General features: G+C 70.0%; 30 protein-coding genes. 24 read left to right on the top strand and 6 right to left on the bottom strand.

The annotated features are described in order from the left end of the window. Positions 1-49 precede the first annotated feature (49 nt). The 16 genes from ACTRO_RS05990 (at position 50) to ACTRO_RS05915 (ending at position 10883) form a co-directional block, all read left to right on the top strand. Positions 50-550, top strand: a complete 501-nt coding sequence (locus ACTRO_RS05990; protein WP_034261822.1) for a hypothetical protein — start codon at positions 50-52, stop codon at positions 548-550. Between the two features lie 27 nt (positions 551-577). Further along, positions 578-1147, top strand: coding sequence for a hypothetical protein (locus tag ACTRO_RS05985; protein ID WP_034261820.1), 570 nt, complete (start codon positions 578-580; stop codon positions 1145-1147). Beyond that, on the top strand, positions 1144-1692 hold the full coding sequence (locus ACTRO_RS05980) for a hypothetical protein (protein WP_157435816.1): 549 nt from the start codon (positions 1144-1146) through the stop codon (positions 1690-1692). Before ACTRO_RS05985 ends, ACTRO_RS05980 begins: the two co-directional genes overlap by 4 nt. Continuing rightward, a complete protein-coding gene (locus ACTRO_RS05975; protein WP_034261813.1) occupies positions 1689-2084 on the top strand; it encodes a hypothetical protein in 396 nt (131 codons plus the stop codon). Before ACTRO_RS05980 ends, ACTRO_RS05975 begins: the two co-directional genes overlap by 4 nt. Before the next feature lie 14 nt (positions 2085-2098). Continuing rightward, positions 2099-3055 carry a hypothetical protein gene (locus ACTRO_RS05970; protein WP_157435814.1) on the top strand — a complete coding sequence of 319 codons (957 nt, stop codon included), beginning with the start codon at positions 2099-2101 and terminating at the stop codon, positions 3053-3055. A 159-nt stretch (positions 3056-3214) separates the two neighbouring features. Beyond that, positions 3215-4174, top strand: a complete 960-nt coding sequence (locus tag ACTRO_RS05965) for a hypothetical protein (protein ID WP_034261807.1) — start codon at positions 3215-3217, stop codon at positions 4172-4174. A gap of 44 nt (positions 4175-4218) precedes the next feature. Further along, on the top strand, positions 4219-5307 hold the full coding sequence (locus tag ACTRO_RS05960) for a hypothetical protein (RefSeq protein ID WP_034261803.1): 1089 nt from the start codon (positions 4219-4221) through the stop codon (positions 5305-5307). 74 nt (positions 5308-5381) lie between these two features. Then, a complete protein-coding gene (locus tag ACTRO_RS05955; protein WP_034261799.1) occupies positions 5382-5873 on the top strand; it encodes a hypothetical protein in 492 nt (163 codons plus the stop codon). 22 nt (positions 5874-5895) lie between these two features. Beyond that, on the top strand, positions 5896-6483 hold the full coding sequence (locus ACTRO_RS05950) for a hypothetical protein (protein WP_034261795.1): 588 nt from the start codon (positions 5896-5898) through the stop codon (positions 6481-6483). A gap of 51 nt (positions 6484-6534) precedes the next feature. Then, the gene (locus tag ACTRO_RS05945) at positions 6535-7152 is read left to right on the top strand and encodes a hypothetical protein (protein WP_034261792.1); all 618 of its coding nucleotides are present in this window, start codon (positions 6535-6537) and stop codon (positions 7150-7152) included. Between the two features lie 172 nt (positions 7153-7324). Beyond that, positions 7325-7693 carry a hypothetical protein gene (locus ACTRO_RS05940; RefSeq protein ID WP_034261791.1) on the top strand — a complete coding sequence of 123 codons (369 nt, stop codon included), beginning with the start codon at positions 7325-7327 and terminating at the stop codon, positions 7691-7693. A 69-nt stretch (positions 7694-7762) separates the two neighbouring features. Then, complete coding sequence (locus tag ACTRO_RS05935) at positions 7763-8365, top strand: hypothetical protein (protein WP_157435812.1); 603 nt, start codon at positions 7763-7765, stop codon at positions 8363-8365. Then, complete coding sequence (locus ACTRO_RS05930) at positions 8362-9360, top strand: hypothetical protein (RefSeq protein ID WP_034261785.1); 999 nt, start codon at positions 8362-8364, stop codon at positions 9358-9360. The genes ACTRO_RS05935 and ACTRO_RS05930 overlap by 4 nt, the downstream gene beginning before the upstream one ends. Before the next feature lie 124 nt (positions 9361-9484). Then, on the top strand, positions 9485-9877 hold the full coding sequence (locus ACTRO_RS05925) for a hypothetical protein (RefSeq protein ID WP_034261781.1): 393 nt from the start codon (positions 9485-9487) through the stop codon (positions 9875-9877). Positions 9878-9905: 28 nt separating this feature from the next. Continuing rightward, complete coding sequence (locus tag ACTRO_RS05920; RefSeq protein WP_157435810.1) at positions 9906-10166, top strand: hypothetical protein; 261 nt, start codon at positions 9906-9908, stop codon at positions 10164-10166. Positions 10167-10355: 189 nt separating this feature from the next. Next, entirely contained in the window at positions 10356-10883 is a 528-nt protein-coding gene (locus ACTRO_RS05915; RefSeq protein ID WP_034261774.1) for a hypothetical protein, read from the top strand. A gap of 20 nt (positions 10884-10903) precedes the next feature. On the opposite strand, the gene ACTRO_RS05910 is transcribed toward ACTRO_RS05915, so the two are convergent. After that, positions 10904-12148 carry a hypothetical protein gene (locus ACTRO_RS05910; RefSeq protein WP_157435808.1) on the bottom strand — a complete coding sequence of 415 codons (1245 nt, stop codon included), beginning with the start codon at positions 12146-12148 and terminating at the stop codon, positions 10904-10906. On the opposite strand from ACTRO_RS05910, the gene ACTRO_RS05905 reads away from it, so the two are divergent. After that, entirely contained in the window at positions 12147-12371 is a 225-nt protein-coding gene (locus ACTRO_RS05905; protein ID WP_157435807.1) for a hypothetical protein, read from the top strand. The two genes, ACTRO_RS05910 and ACTRO_RS05905, sit on opposite strands and share 2 nt — an antisense overlap. 60 nt (positions 12372-12431) lie before the next feature. Here the strand turns inward: ACTRO_RS05905 and ACTRO_RS05900 are convergent, their stop codons facing one another. Further along, positions 12432-12704, bottom strand: a complete 273-nt coding sequence (locus ACTRO_RS05900) for a hypothetical protein (protein ID WP_051450376.1) — start codon at positions 12702-12704, stop codon at positions 12432-12434. A 383-nt stretch (positions 12705-13087) separates the two neighbouring features. Between ACTRO_RS05900 and ACTRO_RS05895 the strand changes: the two genes are divergently transcribed. The 5 genes from ACTRO_RS05895 to ACTRO_RS42815 all read left to right on the top strand — a co-directional run bounded on the left by ACTRO_RS05895 (position 13088) and on the right by ACTRO_RS42815 (position 16130). After that, on the top strand, positions 13088-13348 hold the full coding sequence (locus ACTRO_RS05895; protein ID WP_034261765.1) for a hypothetical protein: 261 nt from the start codon (positions 13088-13090) through the stop codon (positions 13346-13348). Positions 13349-13565: 217 nt separating this feature from the next. Further along, positions 13566-14240 (top strand): SPDY domain-containing protein, encoded by a 675-nt coding sequence (locus ACTRO_RS05890; protein WP_169739821.1) that lies wholly within the window; start codon positions 13566-13568, stop codon positions 14238-14240. Positions 14241-14333: 93 nt separating this feature from the next. Continuing rightward, a complete protein-coding gene (locus ACTRO_RS05885; RefSeq protein ID WP_157435805.1) occupies positions 14334-14798 on the top strand; it encodes a hypothetical protein in 465 nt (154 codons plus the stop codon). 99 nt (positions 14799-14897) lie between these two features. Beyond that, on the top strand, positions 14898-15314 hold the full coding sequence (locus tag ACTRO_RS05880; protein ID WP_034261755.1) for a hypothetical protein: 417 nt from the start codon (positions 14898-14900) through the stop codon (positions 15312-15314). Positions 15315-15464: 150 nt separating this feature from the next. Further along, on the top strand, positions 15465-16130 hold the full coding sequence (locus ACTRO_RS42815) for a hypothetical protein (protein ID WP_051450375.1): 666 nt from the start codon (positions 15465-15467) through the stop codon (positions 16128-16130). Between the two features lie 368 nt (positions 16131-16498). On the opposite strand, the gene ACTRO_RS05870 is transcribed toward ACTRO_RS42815, so the two are convergent. Then, positions 16499-16981: a hypothetical protein gene (locus ACTRO_RS05870; protein ID WP_034261752.1), complete on the bottom strand. Its 483-nt coding sequence runs from the start codon at positions 16979-16981 to the stop codon at positions 16499-16501. Positions 16982-17135: 154 nt separating this feature from the next. On the opposite strand from ACTRO_RS05870, the gene ACTRO_RS05865 reads away from it, so the two are divergent. Then, positions 17136-17543, top strand: coding sequence for a hypothetical protein (locus tag ACTRO_RS05865; protein ID WP_157435803.1), 408 nt, complete (start codon positions 17136-17138; stop codon positions 17541-17543). 285 nt (positions 17544-17828) lie between these two features. Here ACTRO_RS05865 and ACTRO_RS05860 read toward each other — a convergent pair whose 3' ends face one another. Next, complete coding sequence (locus ACTRO_RS05860) at positions 17829-18317, bottom strand: hypothetical protein (RefSeq protein WP_034261745.1); 489 nt, start codon at positions 18315-18317, stop codon at positions 17829-17831. Between the two features lie 73 nt (positions 18318-18390). Continuing rightward, positions 18391-19218 carry a MarR family transcriptional regulator gene (locus tag ACTRO_RS05855; RefSeq protein ID WP_084316001.1) on the bottom strand — a complete coding sequence of 276 codons (828 nt, stop codon included), beginning with the start codon at positions 19216-19218 and terminating at the stop codon, positions 18391-18393. A gap of 451 nt (positions 19219-19669) precedes the next feature. Here ACTRO_RS05855 and ACTRO_RS05850 point away from each other — a divergent pair, with 451 nt between their 5' ends. Then, complete coding sequence (locus ACTRO_RS05850) at positions 19670-19873, top strand: hypothetical protein (RefSeq protein WP_034261739.1); 204 nt, start codon at positions 19670-19672, stop codon at positions 19871-19873. 198 nt (positions 19874-20071) lie between these two features. Here the strand turns inward: ACTRO_RS05850 and ACTRO_RS05845 are convergent, their stop codons facing one another. After that, the gene (locus ACTRO_RS05845; RefSeq protein ID WP_157435801.1) at positions 20072-21061 is read right to left on the bottom strand and encodes a hypothetical protein; all 990 of its coding nucleotides are present in this window, start codon (positions 21059-21061) and stop codon (positions 20072-20074) included. Positions 21062-21188 lie beyond the last annotated feature (127 nt).

Raw genomic sequence — 21188 nt, 5'->3', positions numbered from 1 at the left:
GCTCCCCGATCTGACCCGCCTCGCCAGCCGAACGAGAAAGCGCACCGCCATGAGCACTCCCGCCGCGACCACCGCCGTGATCGCCCGCCCCCACGCAAACAGTTGGCAAGGCCGCTACGTCCTCGGCTACGGCGCCCCCGTCGACCTGGGCCCGACTATCCACCGCCTCGCCCACGACGCCTACACCGAACGCGGCACAGACGGCATTACCGCCCTTGCTAGCTCCCTGATCGACGAGCACGTGTGCTGGGAGCAGATCGCCCCGGCCGAGGATCGCCTCGGCGCGTGCCGCTGCCACGACCCCGAGTCGGTCGCCGTCAGCGCCATCGACGCCCTGATGCTCACCCCCGGGCAATGCCGCACCGCCCGCTACGCGTACCTCGTGACCCCCGCCGGGCTGCGCGTCGAGGTGCGCGTGAACGGCGACTGGCGCGGGATCGGGCGCGCCTCCTACACCCGCGAAACCGCCCGGGTCCGGTTCGACCTGATGGCCGAGCGCGCCCGCGAAATGCGCGAAGCCCACGCCTGGGACACCGACCCGGCCAACTGACCCACCCAAGACAAGAAGGACCCTGTGATGGACACGACCCTGATACCCGACGATCTTCCGGTCACCGTGACCTGGAACACCGTCACCACCACGGAGCACTCGCTCACCCTGCCCTACGGAGAACTGCGCGAAGAGATCGGCCGACTGCGCGCACGGCACGGGCGCCCGCCCGACCCCGACCTCGCCGGCGACCTCGACCTACTCGAGCAGAACTGGCTCGGCGCGCACGAATCCGACGGCGCCCCGAGTGACTTCGAACGCTCTGTGACCAGCCACAATCTCCCACCCTTGCCCACCCTGCCCAGCTACACCGTGAGCCTGGACGACTCCGACGAGGAGACACCGTGCCCGCACACCTACGTCCTGCACGCCCCCAACCTCGCAACCGCCGTAGCCCTCGCCCTCACCCGCTTCGCCGAGGAGTTCCCCAACGACTACCTGCGCCCCGGCACCGGGCCGAGCGTGCTCGACGGCGGGTGGTGGACGTTTCCCGGCACACCATCGTGGCCGAGCGAGCTGTCCGGGCGTACCTGGGAGGATCTGCGCGCTGACGAACACCTGCTCGACGCCGCGTACCGGCAGGCGGCTGACTCGTGAGCACAGGGCTGACGCGGGCGGAGATGAGCGAGGGGCTGGACGTCGGGCTGATCGACCAGGGCACCGGGGCGCGCTGGCGCGGAACGATCATCAGCCTCGCCCCGCACGGGGCGAGAGTCTGGGTCCCGACCCCGCACGCGGGTGATGCGAACATCCGTCCGCAAGAGCGCGGGTTCCTGACGACCGTGACCTACCAGGCCGCGCGATCAGGGGCGATGTGGGCCGAGCAGCCCGTTCCCGAGCGCCCGTGTGGCCGCGACGTGTTGGAGTACTGGGCCTGGGCCCGGCGCACCGGCCGGGTGAGACGGCCCTCTGCGACCGCGTACCTGCACGGGGCCCGCAAGGTGCTCGCCGAGCTCCCGGACGGCTACGACACCGACCTGAAAACCCTCGACGTCGAGGACGCGATCGCCCACTACCGCCGGGCGCGCCGCGGCGATCTGGCGCCGGCCTCGATCACCCAGTACACCTCCGGGTTCCGTCGCGCGGTCATCCGGTACCTCGCCGAGACCGCACGGACCGTGCCGCGAAACAGTGCACGATGACCCGCTTGGGTGGGCACGACCCGATTCCCTCACCCGGCTGGTCGTTTGCCATCCGCACGCTGCACACCTCCGACACCGGTGCGCCGTACCTGGCCGGAACCTGGCACCACGGCGGTGCGCAGAGCGCGGAGCCTGGCTGCGCACTGTGGCTCGCGCTCGCCGAACGTGCCGGCGGCGAGGTCGACCTCGTCCTGTTCGCCGACCACGAGCAGATCCCCGACACGTTCGCCCTCGTCACCCGCTACACCTCGCTCGCTCCCGGCACCTGGCTGCGCATCGCCGTACCGGCGATCGCCGCGCACCCGTATGTCACCTGCGAGCACACGCCCGCCCGCGTAAAGCGTCACCGCGCCGCCCGCGCGATCCTCGCCTACCTCATCGCCCGCCCCTGACACAGGACACGCACATGAGCACGACGGAAGAAACCGAAGCACCTACTCCTGCGACACCGCACACCGGCACGCCGGAACCGACCGCAGCCGTCATCTCCCGCCCGGACCGCCACAACCCGGATCTTTACTGGCAAGGACGCTACCTGCACCACGCCCCAGGGCCCTCGGAAACCGCACGGCTGATCCGCGAGACCGTCACCGCCCGATCGAGCGCCCGCACCCGGATGAGCACCGGAGTCAGCGAGCTGATCGACGCGCACCCCTGCGGATGGGAACGCCTCGGGGTGTCTACCGCGAAGGACCCGGAGATCAAGGCCCGGCGCAGGCCCGCCGCCGCAGGATCCTGCTACTGCCACACCTCTGACGGCCAGGTGAGATCCGAGTTCCTCAAGCATCTACTCGGCATGCTCCATCGCGGCGAGCAGTCCAGACCCTACGCCGTCGAGCCTCCCAAGAACGCGATGCCGCACAGCTTCGAGCCGACGAACTCCACCCCCCGACTGATGGACTCCCGCGAGGAGCTGCCCGCCCGCGTCGCCTATGTCTTCCTCCTGCACTCCGAGGGGATCACGGTCGCCGTGTGCGACGGCGCCAACGGCGCGCGGCGCCTGAAGGTCGGCGAGATCGGCTGGAGTGGTGAGGCGGACCGGGAGCAGATCGACGCCGCCGCGGCCGCCATCCGCGCCCGCGGCCCCGAGGACCTTTTGCGCGACGATGCCCGGCACATGCTCGCCCAGGTGGCACGAGAGCTGAGAAGGAGCGCGCGCGGGCAGTACGCGCTGGACCTGGTGCGCTGGAACTCCCGTTCCACTCTCGGGATGGCCCTCGCCCACGACGCGCTCGCACGTGCCGCCGGAACCAGCTCGAACGCGCTGCCCGAACATCTGAGCGGCGCGAGCCTGGACACCCAGGCTGAATTGTTCGAGGCCGCCGTACGGCAGCTGCCGGATCACGGTTACCGCACCCTGTGACCAACCGGCATGGCCACCGCCCGACCGCAGCGCCCCTGGTCCCCGGAAAGCGCGCAAGGACTCTTCCCGCAGCCCCCTGCCACCTTCTAGCACTGGCACGCCCGCGCCCGGTGCGGTGCCGCTCATTCACCCTGATTCGTTCTCGAAGGAGAATCCACGTTGACCAGCACCGAAACCCTCGAGCCCGGCATTCTGGCCGGGGACGAGTTCGCGCAGGAACCGGACGGCGCCGTGATCGCCGTACCGGCCGGAGGCGGCGCGTTCCAGGGACGCTACCTGCACCACGCACCCGGACCGTCAGCCACCGCCCGGATCATCTTGGACCTATTTGCCGTGCGCTACCGCTCACGCGAGGGGCTGCGCCGCGCGGCTGCGGAACTCATCAACGCCCACCCCGGCGGGTGGCGGTACTTGGGCGCGGCCACATCAAAGGACCGTGAGATCCGCCCCCGGCGCGCCCCGGCCCCGGTCGGCTCTTGCTTCTGCCACCAGGACGACGGTTCCCCGAGTCCCGCGTATGTCGAGGCCGCGCTCGCCGCCCACGCCCGCGCCGAAGCCGCCCAGCTCCTTGGCAATGCCTCCGCGGCGAGTGTGCTGCCACCGGGCGGGAGCGCCGGGCCCGGCCATGCCGCGCTGATCACTCGTAGTTCGGTACCCGAGGGCATCGACCTGATCTACCTGCTGTACCGCGACGGCCTGCTGATCGAGGTGCGCGACGGCGCGTACCCGAACTACGGCCGGTTCACCCCCGCGATCGTCGACGTGCCCTGGGGCAGAGAGATCGATCCCGGCGCGATCGAGGACGCGGTCGCCGCGGTGCGTTCGCGCACTCCGGCCGACCTCGCCCGTGCGAAGGTCGCCGAGACCCTCGCTGAGACCGCCGAGCGGCTGCGCGCGATTCCGGCGCACCACGACCTTGTGCTGCACCTGCTTGCCGGCAACAGCAGGCACCTGAGCATCCCGCGCGAGCACGGCCCGGAAACCGCGCTCGCCCGAGCAGCCGGCCTGCACACCGCGGAACTGCCCGGCCACCTGCACCGCCTCGAGCGCGGCGAACAGATCCGGCTTCTGAACCAGGCTGCTCACCTGCTCAACCCGGCTGAGCACCCCGCCGCCTGACCTTCGAGCCCACGCCACTCGACCTGCACGAGAAAGAACCCCCGATGCCCGCAACCCGTCACGAAGCCCCTTCACCGCGCACCAACGGTGTCACCTTGATCGACCTGTCCGCGTTTCTCGCCGACCCCCGCAGCTTTCCGCACGCGAGCCCCGCCACCCGCGAGCGTTTCCACCTCGCGTGCCGCACTCTGTTCGACCCGGACCTGATCGACCCCGCCACTCGCATCGACGACCTCGACATCGGCGCACTGTCCAAGGCGGCGGCGACGGCGAACCCCACGCTCGTACCCGCCACGCTGCGCGCCTACGAACGCACCGTCACCGTGGCCATCTGCGCCCTGCGCGAAAGCCTGAATTCGCGCGTCGACCTTCCCGGCACCGTCGCGGACCTACCAGCTTTCCTTACCCAGGCGCGCGAACGTGGCGAACGGCACCCCCGCACCATCGCCAACGACATCTACGCCGTCAAAAGGCTGCTGCGCGATCTGCCCGACCTCGCCGACCAGAACCTCACCGCGCTCGACCTCGAGAAGGTCGCCCGCCGCTTCACCGAACTCAACCCCACGGTGAAGGAAACCACCGTCAAGGCGTACATCGCCCGCCTCCAGCACGCGATCGCCGTGTACAGCGCCCCACTGAGCACCGTCGAGTCCGAACCCGAAGCCCCGACCCGTCCGACACCACCCGCCCACGACCCCGCTGTGCTCACGACCTCGGCACGAACCCCCGAACCCGGGCACCTGGCGATCCCGCTGCCCGGCGGGCGGGCCGTGAACCTTGCCACCCCACCCGATCTCACCGGGCAGGAAGCCGCCGCCACCGGCGCCCTACTGCGCCTCTACCACCCCGCCATGTTCACCCCTTCACCTGTCACGAGCCGCGACCCGGCCGGCGAATCCGGGCGCTGGACGCTGCTGTTCTGGCCCGAGCACGCCCCCGACGCACCCGAAGCCGCGCACCTGAGCGGACCCACCTTCCGCCGCGCGCTGGCCGACCACGTCCGCGCACGCTGCGAGGAGCTCACCGAGTACCCCGACGACGACGCGATCGACGCCTGGTTCTCCACCGAAGTGTTCGTCGCCCTCGCCCTGCCCGGACACCACGACGCCCGCGACGCCGCCACCCTCCTCTAAATCCCGGACGGCACGGCGAAGCCGAAGCACGACCGCACCCGCACCCAACCTCTTGATGACGAAGGATCCGCGCCATGCTCCACGAAACCCGGCTGACCGCCGAAGCAGAGTTCTTTCACGACCTCAGCCAGCGACGCTGGCGCGCCGAAGGCCGCACCGAGACCACGCTGATCTACCTGCCCGAGCACGGCGAGGCCGCCGTCGAGGTCCTGTTCGACGGCACACCGATGGCACCGGAACGCCTCGCGTCCCGCGCCCGCGCGGTACGGGCTGCCGCGCTGATCGTGACCGGGGAGGCCTGGGTCGGCGGCGTGGTCACCGAGGCCGCCGCGCGCCTGCCAGCCCAGGACCGCCCCCACCCGGCCGAGATGCCCGGCGCCTACGAGGCGATCATCACCACCGCCGTACGCGCCGACGGCTTGAGCGTTTTCCGCCTCACCCGCATCATCGACGGCGCGTTCGGCCGCCTGCTCGCCCCGCAGACCCACACCGACCCCGGCCAGAACTGCGACGGGATGAGCGCGTGGATGCACGCGATCCTCACCGCCGCCAACCACCCCGCCTGACCGAGACGAAGGAGAGACCGAGATGATTCCCCGCGACTACGCCGCAGACCTCGATCACCTGACCGCGCACCTCACCGCGCGCGGCTGGGAAGCGATCGAGGCCGGCCTGGAGGGAACCGACTTCGCCCTGCAGCTGACCGGGATCGCCTACCGGATGCTGCTCAGCCCCGGACGGCGAGTGCTGCTGAGCGCGAACTGGCGCGCCGAGCACGCCTGCACCGAGATCCAGGGCCTTGACCCGCATAACCCGCAGATCCCGCTTTGGCGTGCCCAGGCCGACAACCTCCCCGTCCACATCCTCGCCGCCGCGGCCGAGGCGGCCACCGAACCGGGCGAAAGCCCCGGACCCCTCAGGCTGCTGCGCGAAGCCGGATGGACCCGCCAGCAGTCGGCGACTGCTGCGATCACCCTGCTGCCGGTCATCCTCAGCGATCCCTCCGGCGCACGCACCGCCGCCGCCACCTACCTGCCCACACCCGCAGGCCCCGACCACGGACCCTGGCTGATCGTGCGCGCCGATGTGACTACCACCGCCCGGACCCGCGCCTTCGCCCACACCAGCCCCGCCACCCCCGGCGCCGTGATCGCCGCCCTCGCCACCACCGCCTGACCACACACGCCCGAGCCAACTGCGCACCTGATGAACGATGGAGAGCCAGTCGTGTCCGACCTCACCGAGCTGCTGAACGCATTCACGCGCGCGGCGGGATGGCACCCGGCGCCACCCCGAGCCGAGCCTGCCCCGCTCCTGGCGAACGGCGCGCTGTTCGTCGGGGCGTGGGCGGCGCCGCACGAGGCCGCCCACCTCGCCGCCGGCGAACTCGAGGTGGAGCTGGAGGGGTACGAGCTGCGGGAGCGCTACGCCACCATCGCCCTGACCGCCACTCCCGACGCGGCGTTGCCGTGGGCGGTGACCGGCCAGTGCCCGCTGCCAATCCTGCCGCAGTTGCTGTCGGCCGCCGTGCTCCCGCCGGACACACCCGCCGCAGATCCGATCTCCGTGCTGCCGCGCCTCGACTATCGGCGCGAGACGTGCACCGGATTCCCGCGCGGTCGGTACCACAGCGAGTCCTACTACCAGTGGGAGATCCCGACGCCGCCCTACCGGCTGGCCGAACTGCACTGGTGCGTCCCCGGCGCCACCCGAGCGGACCTGCACGCGGGATGGGACCTGCACCTGTACGGCGCGCCCTACACTCTGCACGCCGACCTCGCCACCTCCCGCCACCTCGTGACCGCGCTCATCACCGCGTTGACCGTCACGAGCCCGGAAACCTAGGTCCGCCTCCGGCCGGATCCCGGCCCCGGCCCACTCTCTCTCGAGCACCGATTGGTGATACCCCCATGCCGAAACTCTTCGACCGCACGCCCACCCTGGGCGAGCGAGCCCGCCACGCCGCAGCGCTCCGGCTTGCCGATACCGCCGAACCCGCGACCTGGCGCGACCCACAGTGGGCCGAGCGCGCGAGGCATCCGCCCACCGGCTGGCCGCGATCCTCGGCATCACCCGCGATCGGATCACCGTCAGCGCCGATCCGACGCGCACCGAGGGCGGCCGGGCCTGGACCCGGCTGACCGTGACCGACCACGGCGTCTACGCGTTCATCGCCGCGGACAACGACCCCGCCCGCCTGCTGTGCCTCGGCCCCTGCCCGCAATGCGGCAACCACGTCCCGCTCACCGCGCTGCGCCACCTCGCCGACCTCGGCGACCTGCTCGAGCACCGCGCCAGGCAGCGCAACGCCGTCACACTCCCGCTCGCCCAGGAACTCGTCGCAGACCCCGCCCACCGCAGCCGCTGCCCTTTCCACCGCGACTAGAACCACCCCCACCACGACCGGCCGATTACGCCCGGCACCACCGCACCTGCACCTATGAGGGAGACCACCGTGATACCTCGCGACCACGCCCTGGAACTCGCCAAGCTCACCGACCTGCTGACCGCCGAGGGATGGGAGGAGATCGACCTCGAGCTCGGCGGGAGCGAGGCCGTCAGAATGCTCACGGACATCAGCTTCCGTCTGCTGGCCAGCCCCGGCCGGCGGATCCTGGTGACCGCGAACTGGCGCGCCTCGCGAGCGAGCACGAGCATCGTGCGCCTCGACCCGGCCGATCCCCGCGCCGCGCTCTGGCACGCCGAAGCCACCGACATGCCCGTCGGCATCCTGGTCGCCGCCTGCCGCGCGGCGCACACCGGACCCTCGGGTACCGGACCGATCGCGCACCTGCGCGCGGCGGGCTGGCTGCGAGGCCCGGTTCTGGGCACCGACTACGGCACACGTGCCCTGATCCTCGATGACCCCGAGACCGTGCGCTGGGCTTCGCTCCAGTACCTGCGCCACCGAGGCCGCCTGCAGCGCGGCCCGTGGATCATCTCGCGCGCCGACGTGGTGACCAGCAGCGGCGAACGCGCCCACGCCCACACGGACGCGACCGCCCCCGGCGCCGTGATCGCCGCGCTCGCCCTCACCGACGACGCAGACCCCGCATGAACCCGCCCGCACGCCCCAACCACACCCAGACCCCGGAGAACCGCGTGACCTCGACCATGTTCCGGCCGCCGCACCTGATTCTGATCAACGCGCTCTACGCGCACGGCTGGGAGAGCACCGGTCCCGAGCCTTCGGCTCTGATCACAGGACTGACCAGCATCACCTTCACCGCCCCGGTCGGCGAGCTGGCCGTGCGGATCGAAGCCGTCGGCGCCACGTCGATGCTGACCCTCACGGGAAACGCGCCGTACGGGCCGGACACGTGCGTGTGCTGGCGGGCAATCAGCCCAGTGCTGCCCATCGACGTCGTGGAGCAGATCGCCCGGGCCGGCGAGGACGCGCGCCGAAACGCCGAGGCCTGCACCGAGGTCGCCGAGCTGATCGCGGACCTCGAAGCCCGCGGCTGGATCCACACCGAGGAACACAGCCACGACGAGCTGCTCGGGGCCCAACTGGCCAGCCCCGACGACGCCGCCCGGATCACCTGGGGCCCGGAGGAAGACGAGTTCCACATCACCGACCGCCGCACCCACCACACGATCACCGCCGACTACGCCACCCCGCTGCGCGTACTGCGGGTGATGGCCGGAATCGACACCTCGCCCCGTGAAACACCCGAACACGCCGCGCACAGCACCGGCGTGCTCCACCTCGCCCGAGCGTTCGGCGCCGCTGCGCAGCGGCTCAACCAGGCTGTGCTCGCAAGGCCCGCAACCGGCGCGAGCCCATCCGCCGGGCGCGTGGGCTGGAGCGCGACCGCGTTCACCGAGCAGGAGTGCGACGAACTGCTGAACCTGCTCGCCGATGCCGCCAACCACATCGCTCACGCCTTGACCTACGCCATGACCACCTTCGCCACCCACGGCACCCGAGAGGCCACCGCCGAGGCCCTGAGCTCCACCAGGCACATCCTCAACCACGCGGCCTCCATCCTGCGCGCCGTCACCGCCGCCGACGACGAGGAGAGCACCGAGGATCCCCGGGAAGCGCCCTGAGCCTCGACGGACGCGAACCGACCGTGACCGGGCGATCGGAAAAGCTCACGGCACCGCGCCAACCGACGCCCGGCCACCTCTCAGCCCCTCCTCGCTGCACCCACCCGAAGAAAGGCTCTGCCACGTGACCGGAACTCCGGCACCCGCCACCGTCTACCACCCGGCCATCGACCTGATCCTCACCCGACTGCTCGGGCGCGAAGGGCCCGCGAACCTGCGGCAGGAGGCGGAGACTCCCGGGTGCGACCCGCTGACCGCGCTGCTGCACGACGCGGCGGTGCGCGCCGGCGAACGCCAGCTTCAGCTCGCCCGTCGGATCAAGCACACGATCGGCGACCTGCAGGCCGCGGCCCAGGAGCTGGCCGATGCCCGACCCGCCGAGCACCTGCTCACCGGACGCCACGACGAGCTGCTCGCCCTCGCCGCCCGCCACCACGACGCCCTCGACCGTCTCGAGACCACCACCCGGGCCTACAGCGTCACCCGAAACGCACGTCACCAAATCGCCATCACTTAACATCCATGTAAGAAATCTGAGCCACCCCATGCCGAACATCACCGCGACCCCAATGCCCGGCGGCATCACCGTCCGCGCCCTGCACACCGCCGACCGGCGCCGCCGCGACAGCACCCACCCGCCGACCTGGCGCGACGAGCGCTGGACTGAGCGCGCCGAAGCCTGCGCCCGGGAACTTGCCGCCCTCCTCGGCATCACCCCCGACCTGGTCCAGATCAGCCCCGACTACACCCGAGCCTCGCTCCTATCTGTACCTGTCAAGCACAAGAGCCATGTCGTAGCTGCGTAGGCTCTTCAGCCACATAAGTTACGTTGCGGCACGGTTGCCCGGAAGTCCGGCTCGGCGCCAGTGGCGATCCCGCTGATCCAACAGAACCCTGCGACCCCGAGCAGATGTGTCTATCGGCAGACGTCCGCTCTGCGCGGCCGTACCCTGGATCGGCGAGAGCCCGATCGGGCCGGTGGGAGGGAGCGGGCGATGGACGTTGGCTTGTGGTCGGGGATAGTCGGCGCGGCCGCCGGAGCGATCGCAGTGCCGATCGCTTGGTACTACGGGCATCGCTCCTCCGCCTCTGGCAAACCGCGCATACAAGTGCGCATGGTCGGCGAATATGTGACGTATGAGCTGCCGGGCAATGGCGGCTTGAAGATGGATCAGTTCGTGATATTGAAGGCTTACAACCTCGGCGACCGCCCAGTTACGATCGTCGGGTGGGGTCTGAAGCTGCCCGGTTCAAGTGGAAATCGCGCCGTTTTCGACAGTCCGAAGAGCCTGGAGACCCAGCTTCCGTACCGGTTGGAGCCGGGTGACATCCCGGCCAAGTTCTTTTTCCTCGCGCAAAAGGTTGCCAGCCTCGGGCAAGTGCATCCTGACGTGCCGTATGAACGCATGGTGGGTTACGTGCGGCTCGCCGACGACACCGACGTCTTCGCCGCGGGCGGCGTTCCCATGTACGTCGGGCGCGAGGCGCGACCCCGACGGAAACAGGATGGCGTCAGTACCTGATCAGCGGCTACAGGTGCAGGTCAGTCGCGTAGCCGACGAGGCAGGTTCTTGAGTCCCCACCGCGGGTCGAGCAGGCGCTTGAGCACGTCCTGGGCGTCTCTTGTGAAGTTCTGCTGGTGGGGGTACTTCCAGTCGGCGCCGTCTTCACCGAGGTCCGGGTAGCGCTCGTTCCATGCACGGCGCAGGCTTGACCATGTGTGCCCGCCGACGGGTCTGGTGTAGTACACGAACCCTCCGGGCGGGTTCGTGGTCCGGGGGCGGCCGGGACCGGGCGGAGGCTGCACCGCGGGAAAGCTGGCCACGTGGGGTCCGACGTGCTCGGCGAGGCGGTACGCCTTGAGCGACTGGGTGCGGCGCGGCGGATCTGCTTCGAGTCGGGCTCGGAGGTCGGCGTAGAGCTCGGCGACCCGGGAGGCCGGCAAAGCGGGGTCGAGGACCATCGTGACGCGTGTCGCGGCCGCGGTGGGCAGGCCGTAGTGCACCTCCGCCGTGGCGGAGTAGGCGATGACTCTCGGCCGGGCGCCGGTGAGCGCGAAGTGCGCCGCCCAAGGCTTGCTCCACCTGTACTCGTCGGCGAGCTTCTCCGACACCTTCGCCAGCTCGCCGAGGGGACCGATGTGGGGGACCGAGAGGTTGCGCAGTTCTCCGTCGTCGAAGTACTGCAGGAGCGCAAGGTCGTTCCGGCCCATCTTCTGCTCCCGCTGAATCAGCTCCGTGACCCGGTCGAGCCCTTCGCCGGCCGTCTTGATGGCGTCGTACTGCTCACGCACCCACCGGGGGGCCTCGTCCTCGCTCAAGAGCTCGACTCCGGGGTTAGGGCCTCGGCTAAGCGCATATGCCCGCAGGGCGTCGGGATCGCGGCGTCGCAGAGCACTTCGCCGGAACGAGTCGAGGGCCGGGTCGCGCTCAGCCCATGTCGCGTAGATCGCGGAGAGCGCGTCGGTGCGGGCTTCGAGCGCTGCGTCGCGCAGCGTCAGCCGGACCGGGGTGCCGGTCGGCGAGTCGCGGGCGGACTGCAATTCCCGCCACTCCTGCACCAGGTAGGGCACGGCCTCGGTGGACGACATCAACTCGGCTTCACCGACGATCCCCATGCGGACCAGGTAGCGCCACGCGCCTTCGCCGACCGGATGCCGGAGCGCCTTGCTCAGACCCTCGCGCAATTTATCGATCAGTGACCTCCCTAGTCGATAAAACACCATAGCCCTGTCGAAGTTCGCCAGACGAAGGTGCAGGTGGGAGATGCCCGGCAGGGCGATGTCCATGGGTATGACGGGGTGGGCCAGCGCGCTCGCGGATCCGGCGGTCCTCATTGCTGTCGCGGTGGTGGTGCTGGGGATCGCGGTGTGCGTCACCGTGGTGCTCTTGGTGGCCAAGACGGCCGAGAAGGACCGGCTGCAGGCCATCAAGCTGCTCGTGCCGGTCCTGGAGCGGCTGGCCAGCGGCAAGCTGCTGCGCCGCGCCCGCCGCGAGGAGCCCAAGAAGTAGTGCGCGGGGCCGCCGCCGACCAGGTCGGCGGCGGCCCCGCGCTTTCGGCGGCGGCCCGGGTCAGCCGGGGCCGGGCTGGTTGTTCTCCCAGATCATCCGACGAAGGCTCAGCCGGGCTCCGGCGAGGTCGTCCTGGACCTCGGCCAGCTGCCGGACGAGCTCATCGGCGCGCTTCCGCGCCTCGGCGAAGTCGGCCACGAGTCCCGCGTTCTCGACGACCAGCTCGTCCACACGCGGGCCGAGGTCGTCACGGGTGAGCTGATCGAGCTGTTGGCCGAGTCCGCGCTGCAGGGCGGCGCGCAGCTGGTCGAGTTCCGCGCCGACCCCGGCCACACCGCGACTTGCCCGAACGCCCCCACCGACTGACCCCGCACTACCGCAGAACGCGAAGACACCACCCGTGCCCGTTCCCGCGAACCCTGCCGCGCCCTCCGCACCGCCACCGGTCCACCCGACCGCCCGGATCGGCATGCCCGCCGCCTACCACGGCCGGGCCACCGCCTACCGCGGCACACTTCGCGCCTCGCCTGGAGCTACTCCGCAGCCCTCTACGTCACCGGGCCGCGACCGGCTCTCCTTCCTCCTCGCCGCCGAGGACCCAACCGCCGTCGATCCCGAGCCCGGTCGCGGCATCCGCGCGCGCCGGGCGAGGAACCCCTGCCCGTCAACCTGGCGCAACCCGCCACCACGATCTGAATCCTTGAAAAGAGCACTCCATGACCTATACCCCGAGCACCCAGGCGACCACCCGGGCACGCGCCGGCCTCGACCTGCTCGCCGAGATGCGCGCCCTCGAGGACGCGTGGCGGGCCGTACGCACCGCATACACCGACGAGGACGGCGAGATCCGCCCCGCGCACTACCGGGACTACGACGAAGCCCGCGGCGACCACGGCATCGAGGTCGCCAACCGGCTCGAGAACTGGATCGAGCGCCTGGCCGAGACCCTCGACATCGGCGCGTCCAATAATCAATAAGTTTAGCTATATGTACTGAGCAATTTGAGGTGCGCTACGCCCCAGGTCGGTTCCGCTGTTCGTCGAGGCCCGCGCGCCGGACGCGCCGATGACGCGGCTATCGCTCAATCGAGCGATAGCCGCGCGGCTTGACGCCCATAGATGTCTGTGTCTGGATATCGATCCGGCGGCGCGGTCGCACCGCCGAAAACACCTCACGTCTGCCCTGGAGGCATCGATGACCCCTGCGTTCCCCATTCCTGCGCCCTTGCTCGTTCCGCCGTACGCGGCGGGCGGCGGGATACCCGCCCCGGCTCTCGAAGCAGCGCGCGCCGCCGGATGGACGAGGTCCGAGGACGAGGCCTCCACCGTGACCCTGACGTCCCCGGACGGGCGCTGCCATCTGGAGTTCGGGCCGGAGACCGAGCGCTACCTGCAGGATGCCGACCGGCTGTGGGTCGCCGAGTACCGACCCGAACCCGGAGGGGAACGCGGATGGGCCGCGCACTTCGGCGACGACGTCCCCGCCGAGGCGATCGCCGCGTTCATCCGCGTCCTGACCGATCCGGCAGGCATCCGCGGCGCTCACCCCGGCCACCTCGCCGGCGCTGCCTACGACGGGGCGCAGGCGGTGTTCGCCGCCTGCGAGGCGCGCGGCTGGACGCGGGCGGTGCGCACCGCGACCTACACCGGCGCCCACGGCGTGCTGCACCTCGTCTACAGCGCTGCCCCGCCCGAGATCCCGGGCCAGTTCCTTGCCGTCGGCCCGCACTACCGCGCCAGCTTCCCCGACGGCCTTCACCGGCGGGAGTGGGAGGCGCTCTTCACCACCCAGGTGCCCGGCGAGGCGATCACCGCGTTCCTCGACGCGCTGACCGACCCCGCCGGACTCGACCCCGACCGCGATGCGTAGCCCGAGCACGCGCCGCCGGATCCGGGCCCGCCTGCGTCGAGCCCACCGTCCTTGCCCGCCATGCATCCCACGAAAGTCAAGGAGCACCAGGCGATGCCGCAACAAGACAGGGAGCTCACACGTGAGTGGCTGCCGACGTTCTGGGCGTTTTCCGCTGCGTTCGCCGCCGTCTGCGAGGCAAGCCTCGCCCTCCTGCACGCCTACACGCTGCTCGCCGACGCAGTAGGGCTCAACTGGAGGCTCGGTGTGGAAACCGCTCTCGCGGCGGGGCTCGACGCACTCGGGGTGGGATACCTCGGGCGCGCCCGGATCGCCATGAGCCGCGACGCACTGATCGTCAGCAACGTGCTGCGCACCCACGTGATCCCCTTCGCCGAGATCGAGTCCGTCACCGGAAGCCTGTGGGGCCTGGCCATCGCGCGCACGGGACATCCGCGGCTGCTCGCCGTGGCTCTGCCCGCATCCACCCGCGCCGTGCGCGCCGGAGTCCACACCCGGGAGGGAGGCATCACCCACGCCATCAGGCACGCCGCCCGCCTGAGCGAACTGAGCCGGTGACCCGCGCCCAGCCGGCAACGGCTTCCGCCTCGCGCCGGGCGCCCCCGGTTCGGCGCCACCGACCCCGGCCCACCCGATACAGCCTTGGAAAGCGAGACGATGACTACTCCACCCGGGCCCACCGTACTGATCACGCCCGGTACCCCGGGCGTCATCCGCCCGCGCCCCGACAGCCAGATCGACGCTCGCACCCTGCAGACAGGGCCCCCGCCCGCCGACAGCGAGCGCATCCTGATCACCGCCGTCGGCGCCGCGTGGTGCAGCGAGTTCGACGCCCTTCCCCTGGCCGAGGACACCGCCTGCGCACCCGGCTCACTCATCCTCACCTACGGCCGCGGCGCCGCCCCCGGAAGCACGAGCCCGGCCGCGGCGGTCCTGCACCTCGTCGAACCCGACGGCCACCTGCACGTGGCCGGCATCTGGCTGCACCTGACCGACGGCTGGATCGAATTCCTGCGCCCCACCGTCGCCCTCACCGCCCGCCTGCTCGCCCGCACCATCCCGCCCACCCCTTGACAGCGCACGTCGCGACCGAAACGAGCCGAGCATGAACAGCCCCTCACACCCGCACACCTGCCCGTACGCAGAACCCACCGACCGCATCTGCCGCAGGGCCGTGCGATGAGCAGCGCGGAACAAGCACTCCGCACCTATCGGGGAATAACTGTGCCTTACATAACAGCCTGGAGTTCCGAGGACGTCCTGGCCGACCCCGAGGCCACGCCCGTCCTGCGCACGGGCCCCGGCCGCACCCCGACGCTGGTCTACCCCGACGAGCAGAGCCAGGACCGCGACCGTCATGGCATCCTGTGGCGGCGGGTGACCTGGGCGCCGGGCGAAGGCCAGCCCCACTTCGCGCGCGTGCATCCGACCAGACACCGCAGGGTGATGTTGAGAGGTGCCTGCCAGATCTGCACGGCGCCCGCCTCGCTGTGGATGACCGCGGCCCCCGCTTGGCAGGCTCACCTCGAACGCCTCGGCCCCGACGCGCCATACCTGACTATGGATCCGCCGGTCTGCCGTTCCTGCGCGGCCACAGCGGCAGCCCAGTGTCCTAACCTTCGTGCTGGCGGGTTCGTCTTCCTCGCCCCGCGCCGCTGGGCGAACGTCGCAGTGCGCGGACAGGTCGCCGAGCCTTCCACGGATTCCTTCAGCGAGCCGCGCCTCGTCCCGCTGCCGGGCGCCGTGACCACCGGTGCCGGGGCCTCGGTGGACCTGCGCCTAGTGATGGCCGAGTCACTCGTCTCAGGGCTGTTCGAGGTCACCGTCCACCACGACGCGGACGCGGTCGCCGGACTCGGCCAACGCCTTGACGCCCCCGCCCGTCCCTAGACGGTCCGCCGACGCCAGCGGGCGTGCCTAAGCAGCCCAGGCAACGACCAGGAATCGGCCCGCCTGGCGGCGTCGTGATCCGCCGGAAACGCCTGCGCACGCGGGCTGATCGGCCTAGCGTGAGCCCTACGCCGCACCCCACGCGGAGTAGGGCTTTTCCGCTATGGCGGATCGAGCTGGAGGAGTCGGAGGCGTTCACAAGGGCTGTGAACGTACTGACCATGGAGAACGAGGTCCTGCGCGAGAAGGCGAACCAGCAGCGAAGCGGCACGGTAGCTCTCTTGCGTCGGCCTCGATAGAGCGTGGCGGGCAACATACCGACCACTGCGAGGTCTCCCGGCACGTAGTCGGCCACGCTGCTGCGCAATTTAGAGATCCGGATCCCGGGCGGGTTCTGAGTCGAGCACGAGGTGGAAGATGTGGAGGTCAACCTCTGCCGTGTCATCTACCCGTGTAGTCGGCCAGGTCAAGCGGACCTGGGCCTTGACGGCGTCGTCGGGCAGCGGCATCCAGAGCCGGAAGTCGGAACGGTGCGCCGTCGACCCGCCGGCGCCGCCGAAGTCGCCGAAGACGATCGGCTGCACGGATCCGTCTGGGAAAGTCGCAATGCCCGACAGGTCGAGGCTTCCGGCGTGCCGACGCTGCCCGATACCGAAGGCGAACTCGTGCACGAAGTCGATCGGCGGCTTGCTAAGAATCAGAAGCCGGAAGGCGATCCCGGTCGGGTACACCTCACAGGTCGAGGTGGCGATCACGAGTTCGTCAGTGTGCGCGAACACGTGCTTGAGCACCGGCGCACTGATCCCGGACTCGTTCACCGCGAAGTGCGGTACGTCACGACGCACGGTCACGCCAGCCATCGTAGCTGGAATTACCGTGCGGACTATTCCGCCCGGCTCGACCCGACAGTCGGCCCCGCCCGCCGCCCGCGGGCGGGGCGGCGTCGTTCACTCGGACGGACCGCTGTGATCGTCGCAGGCCCGGGTCCGCCGTAGCGTCGGGGACGTGACGAGGACGCCGGCGAGCGCAGGCAGCCGCAGCGCTACTCGGCGCGCCGCCGAAGTGATGGCCAAGCGCGCCGAGAAGTTCGCCGCGCGCGAAAAGGCCCTCGAAGCTCTCGTCACCACGTTCCACGCGGCGACCGAAAAGGCCGAGAAGGTCCGCACCGCCGCGGCGAGCAGAGCGGAGAGACTGCGCGAGGAGGCTGAGGCGAAGGCCGCGACGGTGCGGACTAAAGCCGAGAGCGACGCCGCCGTCTTCGACGAGCAGGCCGCGGCGGCCGTGCGCAAGATCCTCGCGGCCGGGGAGAGCTTCGAATCCGTCGCCGAGCTGACCGGCTGGCCGCTCGCACGGGTGCGCCAGGCCCAGCGCGCACCAGCCCCACCCTCGACGCACGCTGGCGAGCAGAGCTGAGCGCGACCGGGCCGCGGAGGAAACAGACGCGGCGGACGTCGGAAACGCGCTCTCGCTCGGCGCTCATAAACACCTCGGGAACCCAACTGGCCACGGCTCACGCGAGCCGTGAGACAGACGCCGGAAAATGAAGGAACTGGGGCCCGGCACCGACACATCACCGTCTGACCGAAGCCCGCAGTTACCGACCCCCGCCCTGCGCACGGCACCGGGACACGAAGCCGTCCGGGGCGGCGGGAACACCCACAGGTGTTTCCCGCCGGCCCCAGACGGCACCAGCGCCCGTCACGGCGCCAGCAGGCCCTCCAGCCACCAATTGGTGCCGTAGTCGCGCGCCGCGAACCACCGGGCCTGGCCGAGCACGGAACCGTACGGCGTGCGCGTGATCACGGTGATGCGGTGGCGCACCACGTCCCCGCCCGGCCAGACGGCGCTGGTGACCACCCCCTCGATCCGGTCCGGCATCTCGGATGCGCGCGGCAGATCATCCGGCGCGAGCCGCTCGAAACCCGTCGATGGGACGCTGACGAACCCGAGCCACGCCTCAACGCCATAGGCGGCGGCGACCGCGCCGACCCCGGCCGCATGCTTGCGCAGTTGCGCGCTGCCCGCCGCGTCCGGGATCCCGTCGGGCATCTCGATCAGGTGCGCGGTCAGGTCGGCGGCGACCAGCGCCAGGTGCGGGATGGCCAGGCCGAACACACGGTGGGAGCGCTCGCCCATCCGGTGCAGGTGGACGCAGGCGATATCGAGGGTGGTAAGAGACAGAGCCATCGAAGCCCTGGCTTTCGTATCAGGGCCCGCCGCGCGCGGCACTCCGTTCGCGCGACGGGCGCAGGGCTCTCGGTCAGGATCCTGCGTCATCGAGGTGGCGGAAAGCGCGCGGCTTCTCGCAGGTCATCTCCGCTTGCCCGAGCTTGACGAGGGTGTCGAGGGCGTTGGAGATTGCGCCGCTCGACTTCCCCAGCACCCGCCCGAGCTTCGAGGCGGTGAAATCCTCGGCAGGGTGCGCGCAAAGGTGGGCGACCACCAAGGCTCGCAGTCCGCCCTTGGCCAGGCGCGGCGCATCCGTCCCGGACGCTGCCGCGCCAGGGACCTCCGGCACCGCAGGCTCGCCTCCGTCCTCGACCGGCACGTCCGGCTCGTCGGCGGATTCGGGTGCCTGCTCGCCCTGGTCGTTCTCGACGGCCTGTTCGGGCTGCTCGCCGCCGACTTCCGGGGTCGGGGATCCGGGCCCCTCGGCTTCCTGCGGCACGCGCTCACCCCCGTCCTCGTTCGGAGCGGCGGGCGAGGGATCCGGTTCGGTCTCCTCCTCGGGCTGTCGCTGGCCCTCCTGAGTGCTGGGGTCTGTGTTCTGTGGCACTGACTCGCATGCAGGCTCGGCGTAGTCGGATCCTTCGTCCGGCGCGGCGTGGCTCGCGCTGGTGGGCTCGACGGACTCGTCGTTTGCGGATGCTGCGACGTGCGCGGCGAACCACAGATCGGGCACGCGTTCGGTGCGCTCGCGCCGGGCGAGACCCTTCTTCTCGAGGACGGCCAGGACGCGGGCGGTGGTGGAGCGGCCGAGGCTGGCGCGCTTAGCCAGTTCGGTGACGCTGGCGCCATTCTGGGCGGACAGTGCGTCAAGCAGCGCGGTCATCGACGGGGTCATGGTGACGGATGGGGATGCGGGCATGACTCTTCCCTTGTTCAAGCGGATGATTTCGGGTGGTCATGCCCCGGCCGGGGCGCGCCCGGGAAGAGACCGGGCGCTGGGTTACCGTCCCGCTCGGCACGTGCTAGCGGTGCGTCGTCGCGGGGCGGTGTACAGATACAGCCATCGATCCCCGGATGAAGTCAAGCGCCCCATCCGCACGCCAGCGTAAACGCAGGTCAAGACGTTGCGCGCCATTGCGTGGCGGCCATGACGGTTCGCCGTCGAAGCCGGGGATCATAACCCTGCTCGGTCCGTGCGTGGGTGACGGCTGTTTTTTCAGCGGGTTGTTTCCCGACCCGGATCACGACAGCAATCACCTTCACGGCACGCGAACGCGGTGGAGAGACCCCCGTTCTTCGCCGCTGTATCGGTCGCGGACCTCAAGGTGGCTCTGGCCTGGTCGACCGACTAGTTCGGCCGACCCGCCGACATGCCGGTGAACGAGTTGGAGTCGATGTGGCAGTGCAACGACACGGCCTGGCTCTACGTCGCGCACGACACCGAGCGCGCCGGCTCGCCGATTGCGACGATCTGCGTGCCCGACCCCGACACAACAATGGCCGAGCGCGGCATCGGACCTTGCCGGTCGAACCGGTCGTCGAAATTCGCGCAACGCTGGAAACGCCAATCCTGACGGTTCTCCAGACGCACGCAGGTGTCTCGCCGAACCGAGTTCGTGCCCTCGACCACTAACTCCAGGGCCTATCCGTCGAGTCTGACGCCGCCCCAGGACGGCTTTTTGCGCTGCAGGTCATGCTCACTGACACCTCCCTGCCCGGGCATAGCTCTTGAAATAGCGACCGAGTTTCAGCGGAATGGCCATCAGGTAGGCCTATACATGCTTGACCAGATCGCTTGCTTCAAATAGGTATGTATACGCGTTGACTTCTCGTTGTGCCCGTAAGCCCGCCAGGCCAGCCAACACTCCGAGCAAGCCCCCAAGCACATCTCCGTGTGCCTCCCAGGCGCCTCCGAGTAGGCCTAGCATCGCCGGTGCTGCCCCCGGGCCGCGTAGCGATATGCGCAGTCTGCGCATCCGCCGCGCCTGGTCGTGAAGCAACTCCGAGCGCTCTGCTAGCAGCCGGGCCCGGTCGGGAGCGCTGGACTGCCATGCGAGCAAGGAGAACAATCGCAGGTCATATGCATAGGCGCGGTATAGCTCGCCATGCTCTCGCCGAAAGGCCAGCACTTCGTCGAGCGGCACGCCTCGAAGGCTGACACCTACGTCGGTCAGGTCGCGGTCGAAAAGTTCGCCGATGCGGCCGTCCGTTGCATCTGTCACGAGGCTATCCAAATGGTACGCGGTCTGGGGCTGCTCAGCGACTGGATGGATAGCGACCTCGTTTATCGCGAGCCGTGCTGCCTGGCTAACCAAGGCGAGCAGCGTGATGTACGCGGGACCGCTCAATCTCACCAGGCCATCGCGCCAGCCGAAAAAGTGCCCGTGCGCGCGCAGGCTATGCAAGAACTCGTGCACCGCCTGCGGATCGGTGGCCTCGCTGCTGAAGTGGAAGTCTCCAAGTTCCGTAACAGACCTGTTACGACTGTCGGGGGGCAGGAGCCGAATCGCCGCGTCGCGAATCGCCGCTGCGGCCGGCTCGGCCAGCCACTCGCGCGGATCAAACGTAAACAACGCGCCGGCTTCGTACATCGCCTGCGCGAGTTCGGATCTATCGATCGTCTCCTGAGCGCGGTCCCAGGGCAGCGTCAGGGCTAATCCGTCGAAGAAGAGGAGCGCCCCTTTCGCCCATTCATCATCTTCCCACAACCAGCCGTTATAGCACTGTGCGAGCTCGGGCCGGCGCACATCGTGGTCTCCCATAGGTACAGTATGGCCCGGTGCGTGCGTAGACGACGCTGTTTTTCCTAACCCGTACTGGCGCTGGGCCACTCAACTCAGTTCCGAACCGCCTGTTGCTCAACGCGCACCCACTGGGTACTGAGCGGAA

This window comes from Actinospica robiniae DSM 44927, from assembly GCF_000504285.1.
Taxonomy (GTDB): domain Bacteria; phylum Actinomycetota; class Actinomycetes; order Streptomycetales; family Catenulisporaceae; genus Actinospica; species Actinospica robiniae.
Note: the sequence above shows the minus strand (reverse complement) of the source record. Positions and strands in the feature narration are given on the sequence as shown.